This window comes from Leclercia adecarboxylata (genome assembly GCF_006171285.1).
Taxonomy (GTDB): Bacteria; Pseudomonadota; Gammaproteobacteria; order Enterobacterales; family Enterobacteriaceae; genus Enterobacter; species Enterobacter barmai.
The window spans coordinates 103,861-117,646 of record NZ_CP040888.1 but is presented as its reverse complement, the minus strand read 5'-3'; the positions used below and the strand labels follow the sequence as shown (position 1 = coordinate 117,646).

Annotated in this window: 16 protein-coding genes; 1 reads left to right on the top strand and 15 read right to left on the bottom strand. The window is 45.4% G+C overall.

The genetic code is table 11. The annotated features are described in order from the left end of the window. Positions 1–87 precede the first annotated feature (87 nt). Positions 88–723, top strand: coding sequence for a hypothetical protein (locus FHN83_RS00575; protein WP_012477419.1), 636 nt, complete (start codon positions 88–90; stop codon positions 721–723). A 27-nt stretch (positions 724–750) separates the two neighbouring features. On the opposite strand, the gene FHN83_RS00570 is transcribed toward FHN83_RS00575, so the two are convergent. The 15 genes from FHN83_RS00570 to FHN83_RS00500 form a co-directional block, all read right to left on the bottom strand. Then, the gene (locus FHN83_RS00570; RefSeq protein WP_012477420.1) at positions 751–1,803 is read right to left on the bottom strand and encodes a phosphoadenosine phosphosulfate reductase family protein; all 1,053 of its coding nucleotides are present in this window, start codon (positions 1,801–1,803) and stop codon (positions 751–753) included. A gap of 165 nt (positions 1,804–1,968) precedes the next feature. After that, positions 1,969–2,418, bottom strand: a complete 450-nt coding sequence (locus tag FHN83_RS00565; RefSeq protein ID WP_000182312.1) for a hypothetical protein — start codon at positions 2,416–2,418, stop codon at positions 1,969–1,971. 50 nt (positions 2,419–2,468) lie between these two features. Continuing rightward, positions 2,469–3,260: a hypothetical protein gene (locus tag FHN83_RS00560; protein WP_000774871.1), complete on the bottom strand. Its 792-nt coding sequence runs from the start codon at positions 3,258–3,260 to the stop codon at positions 2,469–2,471. A 229-nt stretch (positions 3,261–3,489) separates the two neighbouring features. Next, positions 3,490–3,747 carry a hypothetical protein gene (locus tag FHN83_RS00555; protein WP_001052325.1) on the bottom strand — a complete coding sequence of 86 codons (258 nt, stop codon included), beginning with the start codon at positions 3,745–3,747 and terminating at the stop codon, positions 3,490–3,492. Positions 3,748–3,812: 65 nt separating this feature from the next. After that, positions 3,813–4,139 (bottom strand): hypothetical protein, encoded by a 327-nt coding sequence (locus tag FHN83_RS00550; RefSeq protein ID WP_000556022.1) that lies wholly within the window; start codon positions 4,137–4,139, stop codon positions 3,813–3,815. Between the two features lie 242 nt (positions 4,140–4,381). Next, positions 4,382–4,702 carry a hypothetical protein gene (locus FHN83_RS00545; protein WP_000834113.1) on the bottom strand — a complete coding sequence of 107 codons (321 nt, stop codon included), beginning with the start codon at positions 4,700–4,702 and terminating at the stop codon, positions 4,382–4,384. A 294-nt stretch (positions 4,703–4,996) separates the two neighbouring features. Beyond that, positions 4,997–6,247 (bottom strand): site-specific DNA-methyltransferase, encoded by a 1,251-nt coding sequence (locus FHN83_RS00540; protein ID WP_000104393.1) that lies wholly within the window; start codon positions 6,245–6,247, stop codon positions 4,997–4,999. 170 nt (positions 6,248–6,417) lie between these two features. Continuing rightward, positions 6,418–7,026 (bottom strand): hypothetical protein, encoded by a 609-nt coding sequence (locus tag FHN83_RS00535; RefSeq protein WP_000833775.1) that lies wholly within the window; start codon positions 7,024–7,026, stop codon positions 6,418–6,420. Between the two features lie 155 nt (positions 7,027–7,181). After that, positions 7,182–7,439: a hypothetical protein gene (locus FHN83_RS00530; protein ID WP_001290639.1), complete on the bottom strand. Its 258-nt coding sequence runs from the start codon at positions 7,437–7,439 to the stop codon at positions 7,182–7,184. A gap of 64 nt (positions 7,440–7,503) precedes the next feature. Further along, the gene (locus tag FHN83_RS00525) at positions 7,504–7,932 is read right to left on the bottom strand and encodes a hypothetical protein (protein WP_000069824.1); all 429 of its coding nucleotides are present in this window, start codon (positions 7,930–7,932) and stop codon (positions 7,504–7,506) included. A 91-nt stretch (positions 7,933–8,023) separates the two neighbouring features. Then, positions 8,024–8,401, bottom strand: coding sequence for a hypothetical protein (locus FHN83_RS00520; protein ID WP_000645320.1), 378 nt, complete (start codon positions 8,399–8,401; stop codon positions 8,024–8,026). Between the two features lie 405 nt (positions 8,402–8,806). Then, positions 8,807–9,952: a hypothetical protein gene (locus FHN83_RS00515; protein ID WP_000339750.1), complete on the bottom strand. Its 1,146-nt coding sequence runs from the start codon at positions 9,950–9,952 to the stop codon at positions 8,807–8,809. A gap of 44 nt (positions 9,953–9,996) precedes the next feature. Further along, positions 9,997–10,293 (bottom strand): type II toxin-antitoxin system RelE/ParE family toxin, encoded by a 297-nt coding sequence (locus FHN83_RS00510; protein ID WP_000581857.1) that lies wholly within the window; start codon positions 10,291–10,293, stop codon positions 9,997–9,999. Positions 10,294–10,342: 49 nt separating this feature from the next. Next, complete coding sequence (locus tag FHN83_RS00505; protein ID WP_000170639.1) at positions 10,343–10,813, bottom strand: hypothetical protein; 471 nt, start codon at positions 10,811–10,813, stop codon at positions 10,343–10,345. 433 nt (positions 10,814–11,246) lie between these two features. Beyond that, entirely contained in the window at positions 11,247–13,637 is a 2,391-nt protein-coding gene (locus FHN83_RS00500) for an Ig-like domain-containing protein (protein ID WP_176556462.1), read from the bottom strand. Positions 13,638–13,786: the final 149 nt, after the last annotated feature.

Here is a 13,786-nt window from a genome sequence, read left to right as displayed (position 1 = left end):
CCTCTGGAAAATGGTCTGACTCCCTTTCACGTGGTTGTAGTGACCTGTTCTGTGATTCATGTAATGTCTTTTCTGGATGAGGAAAATATGTCATCACTGATATTTTATACAGACGAAGCACAAGCACTGATTGTAACAGATACCCTTGCCGTCACCGATAATGGGGAGCCGTTATCTTTTGTTTCCAAAGCAGGTTACATCCCCCAGCTAAGAACCATCATAGCAGGAACGGGGGCAGGTGGATTTTCTAACACCTGGTTGCTTGAAGCATCAACCAGAATGGTCGTATCAGGTATACAAAATCTCAATTATCATACATCGGCCTGTCTAAGGAGGCTGTGGAAACAATACAAGCATGACCATGCAATTCCCTCTTCTTCAACGGTGACAACCAGTGTTTATCAGTTCGCAATTTGCGAGGAAACAGGAAATATCGTTTCGTTCGCCTATCGCTCAGTCCATGATTTCGAATCAGAGCAATTACAATACGGAACAGGAGTAAAACCTGAGTGCCAAATCTTGGATGGGGATTTGTTGCAGACAATTCCTGTAATGATGAATGAACAAAGGGCTATACAGGCGACATACCCACACCCGGAACGGATCCATATTGGCGGTGAGATGATTGCGCATTATCTGACATCATCTATGTATCAATGCTTTAAGATTGGGGAATTTGAGGATTTCAGAACTCAGGGAGAGTATATATTGAGCAGGATTTAGGCAAAACGCGGTTCAGATAAAGTGCTTTTAACAGGCTTGCTGAACATTAAAAGGATATCTCTCAATTACGATGAATAGCTTGAATTCTAAAAATAGAAAAGTAGAGTTTAACTCTAAATACATAAAAACAAGAGTAAGCGAGCACCCATATCGAGCCCCACAAGCTGATGTTCGAGTGGGTTTCTCCGGCGACCAGATACACTCCCCGGTGGCGTCTTTATAAAGCGTTGCCAGGCTGAAGTTATCCGGCATAAAGCTTGGTAAAGGGAAGCGTGATTCGGAACCACAGGCCATCAGAAAAGACCAGATGTCCTGAGTGCGCCACTCCTTTACCGGATAGAGTTCACCACCGTGCTCAGTCAGGGTTACTTTCCTCGCCTGCCCTCCCATTTTGAGGATATTTCCGGCCCTTCGGGCACTTTCATCATCCCTGGAGCCCAGCATCAGGCATACCCTGCTTCGAACGGATGCCGGGGCGTTTTTCAGGTAACGAGCTTTGGCCTGGCGCAGGGGCGCGATTTTGTAGTCGGTTGAGCACTGTCGGGTAGAAGAATTAGTCCAGGTCGGAAGTCCGCGCCCAGTCAGAATGCGGCCGACCCAGCTCTGCGTAAGAGACGGTCGGGCGACAAGGACTGTGACCGGTAGCTGGTGTTCAGCAATGAACATTCTGAGCTGGTTGAGAACCTGTGAAGCCTGATAGTGCATCTCAGGGTTTTCGATCAGCGTATCGGACATCTGAATGAAATGATGTTCGCTGATATTTGTGCCGTTACGTACTGCCCTGATCAATGCCATCAGAAACAGGTGCAGAAGAGAATGGGAGTCTTTGCCGCCACTGTATCCCACGCACATTGTCCAGCCGTCCGTAATAGCCTGATAAATAGCAGATGTGGCTGACATGACCAGAGAAGAAAGACTCACAGTCTCCTTTTCATCGGTATAGTTCAGATCGGCATCGGTTGTCAGGGTCTCCCAAACATCCGCCCATTTATCATGTTTCAAAATGGCAGCATTAGCCGCCTCAGGAAAAATAACTTCTGAGGATAATTCAAGGAATGAGTCGCTTTTTTCAATAAACATATATTTTCCTGAACCACGGTATATGCTGCATCACTGATATTATTAGAACTTTAAAATAACTACAGCGCAACCATTTAGCGAAATTATATTAAATCAAAATCACGCGGATTTAATGTCAATATATATAAAAATAATCCATTGTAATTTAATCACCCGGCACAGCTATTAGTTATAGGTTGGCGGCGTAATAAATGCCGTATTATTTGTTTTCAACTCAGACAGCGGAATAAAAGGAGTGTTAAGAGTCATGTCATCACCACAATGGCGTGGTAGAGCTGAAAGCTGAAATGAATCTTTCATCACCCTAATAACCGGGCATTCCGTACGTGCTGATGGCATTACTTCCCGCAGCATCGCTTCCTGCTTTATGCTGTCGCTATGCTTATATTCATCCATGTCTTTTATTTCTTGAATTTCATCTTCACCACAAAATGACCAGTTAGCGTCATAGAAGTAAAACTCAGTTAAATGAAGATCGTTTTCTTTCACGTATGCCGCCAATTTGCGGATACGCTGTTCAAGCATTGTATCTATCCGTAAGGAAACACTCTGCGGAACGTCACTTGCAAATTCATTGATACAATCAACGGTAGAAACTATGAATTTATTGGTCATGGCAGGCTCCAGGCCACCGGGGAAACCGGTGGCTACGGTAATTGGCAGGCTTAAGCGCCGCAAAGGGTGTCAAGGGAAGGGAGAAGCTTGCTCAGCTTGTCGTAATCGAGCGGAGACAGTTCTGTAACGAGTTCGACCGAAAGACTAGTGTTGTCTTCTTCACACAGAATATAGATTCCGTCTTCTGGCTCTTTTCCGGCACATGCCTTCAGTCGTTTGTTAACGACCTCCTGGGCTGAATCCGCTACGTCGCAGCTCAGGACATAGCTTGCCACATAGCTGCTCTCACCGTGGTAATGCGTCACTTTACACAGAGCATACTGGATACCGGCTTTGTGAGCCTCATTCATGAGACGAGAAAACTGACAGCCATCCTGGTAATAGTGGGTATCCTTTGTGACCAGAATAGTCATACCCCCAAATTCATCTGTCCGGCTTTTACTGCATGTAAATGCAGCAGTAATTGTTACCATTTCCGAGAGGTCGAATACCGACAGCACGGCAGTTGTGAGGCAAATTGCATGGTCAAGATCAATGGTCTCTCCATGAAAAACTGCCAGCCCACTGCTGGTAACTTCTGTTGCGAACAACAGTTCATAATTGCAGTCTGGGCAGGATGGTTGCCCAAAGCTCGGCTCAGAAGGGTCATACTCAGGGTGGTTCTCGATAATACTGAGGATCAGCTTCTCAGTCAGAGAACAATCTGTCAGTGGCTTATCAAGCAAACGCTCACCTTCTGCAATTTCTGCTTCGGTAACGAATGTGATTGCTTCTTGTGCCATTTTTGCCTGCTCCTGAGTGCAGGGAATAATAAACGACGCCTGAGTATAATTATCTGCCACAGTTGACTCCTTGATTATTTAATTAATGTATTTGATGAGAAGATCATAACAAATACACTAATACCAACTAATAACCTGAAGGCGTTTTTTTAGAAAAAATATTAAGAAGAAGAATATGAACACTACCTCATCTTAAATTAATATCATTCAGGATTAATATTCATTTTTGCAAATAAAAACCGCCAGACGGCGGCTTTTATAAAGAGGGAAATATCATTGGAAGTTGAAATTACTTCACGGCAGGCCGACAAATTACGCGACTGCTGTGAGCTGAAGCGAAACTTGTAGAGGAAACTATAATCACCTTTTCTAAGTCGTCGGCACTGTCAGCAATATGATGCCGGAAAGCCTCCTCTGCATCACCAGGGGAGTCGGCTTCGACCAGGTAGGCCTGATCATCATCATCAAACATAATGCGCCCGGAAATGAGATAAAGTCGGCTCAAATCTGGCGTTGCTGCGCTCGTGCTTCGTTCGTTCAGATTCATTTTTTCTCCGTCTGTTGCTCGTAAAAAGAATGACGCCGGTTTAAAAGGCGTCGCCAGGGTTCGGGCTAAAACGCAGGGTTGCCATCGAGGAAGCTCATTGGCTGGCCAATAGCGGATGCCACCCTGAGAATTTCACCTGGTGTGGCATAACGCAGCATTTCAGAGCGTCCAAATTTCTGATACTCATCTACTGACATCTTTCTCCACTCTGGGTGAGGATCTTTTCCGCACAGTGACCAGTTGCTTTCAGAGGAATCACGACGGAGAACGTACACATCAAGCGAGGCTGTAAGCCCACTTCCATATCCCCGCTGCGCTACAATACGAACCTGAGAACCATCGTCGCGTTGCAACGTCTGGGTTAATTTCGTGATAGGATCCTGAGAATGCATGCCATTTACCTCGTTTTCAAAAGATTTACCGTAAGTAAATGATACCGAATCGAGAATTCTGGCTAATAGGTCAGAAGAAAAAATAATGAATATTTTTGAAGTGTAGGATAATGATTAGAATAAAATGGCCTGAATAAATCGCTAGCGGTTAAATCCGCTTATTTCAGAGAAGCTCTGATTTAGTAGTTAGGGAAAACGATGCGGTGAAAAGTAACTTTTACACCGCAATTCAGAAAAAAGTTTCAATTAGTCACATTACGAATAACCCGGCTTACTTTCGCATGTGCGTTCCCCTGGATGTTAAAGTAAAGCCCCTCAGGCAGACTCGTCGCCCACTTAACTCCTCGCTCAGCCATACGCTTCGGTGTTTCCAGCCAACCACGAGGAATATTGCCCGTAACGTCACCGATAACCCGTGAAATGCATGCTGCTACCCGGATGCCGCCGGGAATATCGCATTCGGATTCAACAATATGCATAACCTCAAATAAAGCACCATGCCGCTGGACATGATCGCCAATGTGCAACTCGATAGGAGAAACCATTTCTGTATCTGACTTCATATCTGTCCACCTTTAATTTAGAAACCGTCTAAATTACCAATATAGTTAATGTACCGGATGTTAATTCAACAAGTTCTGTATCACAACCATCAGTTTTTTTTGTTGGGTCTATATCGGAGAAACAAGTGAATATTGAATACACTCGTTAATACAGACAACCGGAAATGAATGGCACCCTAATTATCTCTGCGGCGTATGCTAAGCCGTTAATATTGTCATTTTATGGTAGAAACAATGCAAAATGAATAAACCGCTTGTCGCTTCAAACCACTTTATCAAAACCGTTAACTTGCATTAAGCCCGATACAGTTCGGCGAGCTCGTCCAGCATGGGGTTACTCTTATATCCCGGTGCGGCCGTAAAAAGGTTTCGGGAAATCGCCAGCCATTCCATGATTTTGTCCGTCGCCAGCCAACGTCTGCCAAGTCGCTCGGCTGCGATGGGAACTTTATGCAGGCCAGCGAAGGGATCTACAACAAGATCTCCCGGCTCTGTCAAAAACTCAATCAGAAACGCTGCAAGCCTGGTAGGAGACGTTGCACCATGCAGCGGAAAACCTAGCTCGCGGGCAATGGAATGGCAAAATCTCGTATCAGCGCAGCTATTGCCGTAAAACAAAGTATTTTTGGGGATCGTTCCTTCTGTTTTATTTCCAAAGGATCCGCTTTTAAGCTGGTACGCCCCATCACCATAAAAGGTCGTGCGATTTTCACCGCCTGCTGCCTGCAATTTAAGATGCTGCTCTGAATGCGGTTGCAGTACACGTAAGTTGTTTGAACGAACCTTACTCGCATCATTGGTAAACCACAGCACAGGCTCATACGATGAGCAGAGCTGCACTCGTTGCTTACATGCCCAGTGCGTTGGCGATGGGGGCTTACTGCGATTCACCCACTGAAGCCTGTCCATGAGCTCAAGCCCCAGCTTGTCACATAATGCCAGTGTCAGACGCTCCAGATACAGAGAACGTGAAGGCCTGCCCCTATTAAAGCTATCTTGAGTGATATTCAATGCCACACTTGCGCCGGGTACAAGCTGTTTCACGATCGGTTCGAGGATACGCAGAAGCCAGTCAATATAAACCTGCTCGCCACGCCCCCCGCCATGCCCGTAGTCTCTTGAATTTCGAAGGAGGTAAGGCGGCGAGGTCAGGCAAAGATGAATTTGCTCTGTGATATTGCTGAAGAAGGCATAGGCGTTTCCAAAAACCGATGCCCCAAGAGAAGTTGAGAAACCGACAACACAGAGCTTTTCCCATGACTCGTGTAGGTTTGTTTTCGTCTTAGAGGAGTATCTCCAGACGCCCCGTTTTTCTGGAACGCGTTCGATGACTCCGGCCTGCCGAAGAGTCTGCTGAAACCAGCGTACTTTGTGTTTGACGCCGCTGGTTCTGGTTTTATCTGACCCAAATTCTTTCAGTTCGTGCAATTCGGCATCCGACATGCCAGTTTCACGCTGCACTTCGCGATAAAGCTCGTCGTTGCTCAACGGCAATTCGGAGGCTGCGTAGATCCGTGCAATTAAATCCGTAGAAATCGTGCTCATCAGCCATCCTTAATGGAGATGCAGTTTAAATATCGGCCTGATGGTTGGAAGGGGGATTACTAAATCAAACCGATCTGTTTATTTATAGGCTTTGTCAGGTCATGCAGCACAGCTGGGCATGCGCAAAGAGACCCAGTCTTCTTTAGCGGAGACACCTTCAAAAGTTGTACTCAATCAGCCCCAAGATTTTGAAACTCAATGTGCTTTTGCTCACACTCCTCCCTGCCCCACGAGCCCTGCCATTCACAGATGTCCCGGTACTTAATTTCCAGCTTATCCATCTGTGAGAGGTTAGCTGTTGCGAAGTCTGGCCATATGTCGTGCCAGCATGCGTTGTACGTGACGCCTGCTGGTGGGCAATACATCATTGCATCAGCATGGATAATTTCAACGCGAGGATCGTTTGCAAACGAGGCCGCAACGAGGTTAATAACGTCCTGTTCTTTTTCAATTACTGTTACATGGGTTACATCTTCTTTTTGAAGAATGGCGTGAAGCACCATCCCCAGACCAAGACCATTAATGAGCACGCGCCCGGTGGCTCGCTCTAAAAAATCCTGGCAGGTTCTGATCTCCATCGGGGTATTGGACATCACCACATCCCAGCCGTTGGACAAACGCCGATATCTACCGGGCGGGATAAACTCGTCTGTATTACCTGTATACTCGGCACGAAGGGCGAGGCTCATCGCCTTATCTGCGGTAATTTCGAATGTGTCCAGTTTCCAGGTTCCGGACGTGCCGTCTTTAACGGGTAAATCAGAAAAGCAGCTCTTCATCAAGGCAACCAAAATTCCAGTAATGTTGTTACGCTGAACCTATCACAAACCTGCTCTTAATACAGTTATCAGGAGTGACAGCGATCTTTGAGGAATCGTTTAAATCACGGGCATCCTGTAGCGGACGCCCGATATTTAATCAAATGTCGCAGGTGTTAAAGGAAGCGTTGCAAAGTTGCAACGTCTTCTGGAGCAACCTCCACGCAGCTCCTGACACTGTAGTGATTTTCGCCGTTGTAGTCGTAAACCCCACCGTCTTCAAAACTCAGCTGTTCAAGCTCGCCATGGCACTCTGAAATGAGTGCCGTCTGGCAAGCATTTTTCTCACAATCGCTGACGAGTAACCGAACATAGCTATTCTCATGGTCGCCGTTTCGGTTCTGGATTTTAACGATAAAGTGTTTTTCAGACATTTGTGCCTCCAGCACAGTTTGAGGTTAATTTAGCGTTGCCCCGGCTCACCGGGGCAAGAATAAATCAACCCTTAATGAAACTGTGCCCCCAGGTGTTAGGCTTAAATGCCTGCTCTTTGATATATGTTTTCATTACCTTGCAGGTTTTTTTCAGGGCTTTGGTATTGGCATCGGTTACTGAGATAAAATGGCGAGAATAACGGTTTTCCCGGTATTGCTTATCAGCGTTTGGGTCAATTGCTTCGCTTTGCAGGAGTCCTTCGTGCCTGCCAATTACTATTACGTAGTTCATTTCACCTGAAACACGATCCGTGAGTAATTGAATGGAAATATCAGTCGCTCGCGTGGCCTGGCTAGCAGAAATTTTTGCATGTAAGAAAGCTCCCTTTCGAAAGTTGGCCGGAGTCAAACCTGTAATATCCTCGGTGCTAAAATTAAGTGAAGATAGAGTTGAAAATAAATCACAGCTAATGACTTCAGTATTATTAGACATAACCCGGCTCCGCTCATATTCATGTTAAGGTAATTATATCAGGTTGATAGCATTACCTAATAACTTGGTGGCAAAAAGTTGTGGTTTTTGATTAACTAAAATTGATGTTCTCAATACTGCTCAAGAATTCTTTCTTTACACCCGGAGTAAAAGGTATACGTTCAATGTATTTATAAAGCGTCGCAAAGGTTTTGGTTTCAATGTTTCGTGAAATAACATCATCAATCGGGTCTTCGAACATATTAATAAAAACATCAATATGCTGCTCTCCGCTTTCTGAAGCTAAAGAGAGAATACAGACCACTTCAATGTAGCGGTTATCCTGCTCTGCAATGAACAACCAGTGCCCTTCGTTAAAGGCTGGTGCAGCACTGAAGCGTTTTACAACAATTTCTGAAAGAGCATATCCTGCCTGATCCAACAGATTAATAAAGTTGAGTTGAGTTGAAACCACGTCTAACGCTTTCATAAAACCTCCTTTTCATCTGTACTTATTATACTGTTACCCATCCCCCCAGCTAATAACCTCCCAGCAAACTTTCAAAAAAAATACCACCTTTAATTAGAATTGAACACATCCTTTTTAAATAACAAAAAGGATTATGAAACCCACAATGTTTGTGATGTGCCACCAAGGAAAAGTAACTTTTATGTGCTCATAAATCTTATTTCGTATTCACTTTCCTTTGTCTTTCGGTCGTAGATTATCAGGGGAAGCATAAGAAGAATATGTGAGGTTTAAGCAAATGCGGTGATCGGGCATTATAATTTGGTGAGGCTATTATAAGTGGATAAAGATAGTCGTAGGTATAGGATCAGGTTAAATTGCATTTTCCCGGTTGCCTTCCCTGGCCTACCGGTTTCAGCTCAGATACTAAGACCAGCGGTAATACTTAAAATATTCCTCATTTGCAGCTATAAACTCCCTCAAACCGTTCATTAATCCCTTCTCAAACGCTGTCACGATAAACCGGTAACCGTCCAGTGTTTCAATGTAGTAAATACCGCCTGGTGTAATTCCAACATGCAACACCTCGGCTGTCATCATAAACTGGCCTTCCGGAAAATCATGCGAAAGGTAAATGAAACCAGTAGTGGCCGATGCGGGTGTGGCATTCACTAAGACCCCGTTAAACTGCTGCCCGTGCCTCGCCGGTACAAGCTCACTTCCCCTGGTTGACTTATCAAGCAGCCTCTTAACATCTTTTTCTTCTTTTAACGAGGTATAGACCCGCACATCACTGTCATCACCTGGGCGAGAGCCGGTGCCAACATGAGCAAGACGACGGTAAGCACTGCGCATATTAACGTGGCAGGATGCCCCTGCTCTACCCTGAAGCCTTACGCCAAAGTCTTCGCAAAGTAACAAAATCTGACGTAGCTGGTTTTCATGCACGGACGCTGAGAGTGAAAGATTGAAACAGGAAAAGGTCAGTTCTAAAACCTTTTCGCGTTTGTCATTGAAATGAGCTTCCAGCCTGATGACTGGCTTTTCCGACATTGCAAAAGCTTTGTCCGTTACTCTGTACCGGCATTCATCTCCGAAACATTCTTTAACAACGCTGGCTATGACCGTGTCGTGTTCTCCATCTTCCGGAGCTGGCACAAAGATTTCAAATTGTGCCGGTGTATCCGGCTCAAGCAGAACGGGATAGAGACGCGGAGAATTAAGCAAAGCGCATTCAGAATTAATGAGCTTAACCCAGGCGCTTTTGTCGTCCGGATCCTTAAGCTGCTGTCCAAGGTTATCGCAAAAGTCAACTATCTGACGGGTATGCTCATCCGTGACTGCACAGATCAGGTTAAGACCATGCGTGGCCATACGCAGTTCCCGGGTTCGGGACTGGGAATTGATCGACCAGGGGTTAAGTGAAAGCGAAATAGGGCTTATGGAAGGGACGACCGTCTCATTCTGCAAATCTGTAAGCTGGCAGTTCGCAGTAGGCTTCGGGGAAAGGGTACTAAATATGTAACTTGCCTGTTGTTTAGTACTGGCCTGGATATAAAACATCGCGTCCATGCTTGTATCCCGGGATGAAATTGAAAATAGCTTCATTTTTAACCTTAATGGATGAGCGATTTATAGTCATGTGCAGACAAATGAACATTATGTGCGCCATCATTCCATTCAAAGAATAATCGATACTTAGAGTTTACTCGAATGGAGGAATAACGGTTTGACGTCATTCTTAAGCGTTCATAACGCAAGCTGTTGGATAATAACTCCCGCTCACTCTGGACATTATCCAGCGTTTCAAGTCGACACAGAATTGCGTTAATAATTTCAGAAGGAATACCTGCCGTTGTTTTTCCATTACGGAAGAACTTTTCAAGCCGTCTGTCTTTAAATGAATGGATCATAGTTCCTCCGTAATAATTGACCTTAAAATTAAATTAAAAGGGCTTTGAATTAATGAATACCTAAAATGCGGGCGGCAACTGCCAGCTGCTTATCACTTAACTGACGCTGGTGGGTTAAAGAAGACTTAAGGCTTTCCAGAAAATTATTACTACTGGATTGTTGGGTGATTGCATCAACCATTTTTTGATGAGACCTGCACCATGCTGTGAACGCAGAACTGTGGGCGCTTTCAGTCCTTAAACGCTCGTCTTGCAGGGATGCTGACACTTTGCGGGCAGCTTGCGCATTAATGCGGTACAGCGCATTCAGCGTGTAAGCAGTACGGGTCGTTTCGAGGCTGTAACCCGTGGCTTTACAAGCCATACAGCGACTTCTATAAAAATGCTTACGCTCTCCCCGCCCATTGCATTTATCGCAAACAATACGAAAAGTATATTCCGCAGTACCTTTTACAGAATCAACACAGCGGATTTTTGCGCTGGAGATTTCAATTCCACTGCGATCATAATATTTGGTCATAATGTGATTCCTCCGGTTAGTTCTGGAGTAATCATGACAGAATGAATCTACTGGCTAATAACCTGAGAGTAAATATTTTAAAAAAACATTGAGAGAGGGTCTGCAAATTTATACACGAAGGATTCAAATATAATTTGTTTAAAAAATTAAGAGCATTCTGAAGTAAAATTGCATCAAAAAGCATTCATGGATAAATCATGTACTGGTGCCAGCGATTTAAACGAGGACATTGTTCCGGTGTAATTACACAGTTTAGCATCATAGATTATAACCAAAAGGAAGGAGTCCTTCCCGTCTCGGGAATATTACTTTCCCGTTTGCAGTTTAAGAGACACTTAATGAGAAAGTAATAATTAAGTCATGCTCAACTCTACATTTTACATTGAGGATGGCGTAACAGGGTACGGCATACTACCGTACCCTTGTGTAGGGTTTATGTTTGAGGGAATTCTATAGCAAATGTGGCCGTGCCAGATTGACCACTTACAGCGGGAGTAACGGGATATGTGCGCTCTTCACCATTACCAAGATCCAGTGACAGCGATTTAGTTTCACCAGGCTGGACCGTAACTCCGGCAACCGTAACGCCGAACTGGGCGTTTTTCTGAACAGTCAGGGTTCCGTTTAACTGTCCGGTAATGATAGAACCGTCCTGACGACGCAACACACTGGTTCGGATGATGGCCAGCGGCGTGTTGTCCGTTGCTTTCAGTGCTACGGCTGTGGCCAGCGTCTTGAGATTATCCAGCATAATCAGGTTAGCTGGCTGGTAGGTAAAATTAAGCGTTTTAGTGGTCCGGTTACCTGATTCGTCAATAGCCAGAGCCTCCAGATGATACATCTGTCCCGATTCGTCAGTATTGGGGAAGATTCTGGGGTATTCAGGAATAAAGACATCCTTGGATAGCGGCGTGAATGCAAGGGTGACCTTTTCAGAGTTAGGTCCACCAGCGAGCTGAAGCGATATCAGGGAAGCATCCCCAGAGGCATCAGTAACGCTTATGCGTAGGTTCTCAAGCCCTTTAACCAGTTTTCCTTCTGCGTCTGCGCCATTAAAGCTGAACGCAATAACCGGAAGCGTTGAGTCAATTTTCAGCGGTGCATTAAGCGTTTTGGTTCCTGTGTTTCCAACAAGATCCGTGGCAGACACGCTAACAACCGTATAATCCCCGTCCGGTAGACCAGCGTATGAGAAAGTGGCGTTTTTGGTTTTATAATCGCTTTCACTGACAGTCACAGGCTTCAGGGTGAAAGTTTCCCCCCGGGCATTTTTAAGGGTGGCTTCGAAAACTTTGGTATCCCAGTAGCTGATGTTCCAGGCGTTGACGCGATCATTATCGGTGGCCGTCATAGTGATTGTCTTGGAGGCCTTGTTTACCTGAGCGACATTAACCACCGGTGGGTTGTTATCCCAGATAACCGTAAAATTACCAGCAAGCGCATCGAATATGCTGTCACCATCTTTTCCCGAGTAAAGATGCAGATACTCAAATCCTTTGTCACTGGTGTAGTTGAAGTTAACCGTCATCTCGCATAAACTTTGTCCGACAGGAATAGTGCAGAACCAGGCTGCATTTTTTACCGTTCTGAACTTTTGCACGTATGGTCGGGGTTCTGCGGTTACCTTTATGCGGCTAATGGTGGCGGTTTTAACGCTGATTGAGGCCTGAGTTAACCACTCACTGGTATCACTCCGGTACATCTCTTTAGCCACTATCTTCGGGGCTATTTCCATCGCCGGGGCTGGAGTGAAGTTGAGGGAGTTATGATGAATTCGTCTTACTCCTCCCGCCAGAGTCTGAAATTCATGATAAGTATCCCCCACATTTGGATATATGTATTTGAAAGTATAGATATTATAAGTGCTATCGGACGTCTGGAAATTCGAGTCCGCCCAGCCATATTTGGAACCGTTAACAGCAGTAAAGTCACTTTTCTTCCTTAATACCCGTACGGAAATAGGGTTCTGGAAGACGGTCATGCCAGACTGATAGGAGACCCATGATCCGGTAGTGGCGTCCTGCACCTGGATGATATCGTCAGGCTTAACCCGATCAATTACGCTTCGGCGGCTTAGTTCGCTCCTGTTTCCCGCTTTGTCATAAAGGTAGATCCCCACTTTATATTCAGAGCGGTTTTCCGGTGCCAGGGCATTGCTGCTTGCGTCGGCGACTTGAACGGTTACGCTACCTTCCACTGTATTAATTTCCGCTGGCTTTTTACGCTCCACTCCAGCGGCATCGGTTATGAAATATTCAGCATTAGCAAGCCCGGAACCTTTATCACTCAGTCCATTAAAGACCAGTGCCTGGACGCTGGCGTACTGCATACCGGCTGGTACTGAAGTGAAGATCGCTTCGCTGCCAAAGTTCCACCCATTTCTCGTATAACTTATGGTACCCGTTGCCGGAGGCGTTCGGTCAATTGCAAGCGGGTAATCCTGCCGGGAGACCTCCTTCCCTTGCAAGTCGGTAATCACCTCTCTGAGGGTGAAGCTATCTTCTCCCATCGCTGGTACGGTCAGAGTCTTGCCGTAATAATCAAAGCCTGTCGAAGATGTGGTACGGTCATCAACGGTAACCAGGCTGCTTTTCGTGCTCCAGATGAGGCTCCCGTCACTTTTCAGCAGACTGAGCGTAATATAACGGTCCAGACCGGAAATAACGGCAACGTCAAAGCTCGTTACCGGATTAATCCATACGGATGCAGGCGATACGGTCTTTTTAACGTTCAGGGTATCTTTAAAGCTGAATTCTGCGATTTCAGCGGAAGCTCCTGCGCTGAAACCTGCAAATGCAATAAGCAGGGCTAGTTTGATTTTCATGGGTTGTCTCCTGATCAGGTTCCCCATGATACTTTTTCAGTGTTCGTGATCTTTTCGGGAAAATAGCTATTTTTGATGTTTTTCTTTTCTGCCCGGCGGGACTTTTTTTGTTTACGTGAATGCAACAAAACCAGAAAAGTTACTTTTTG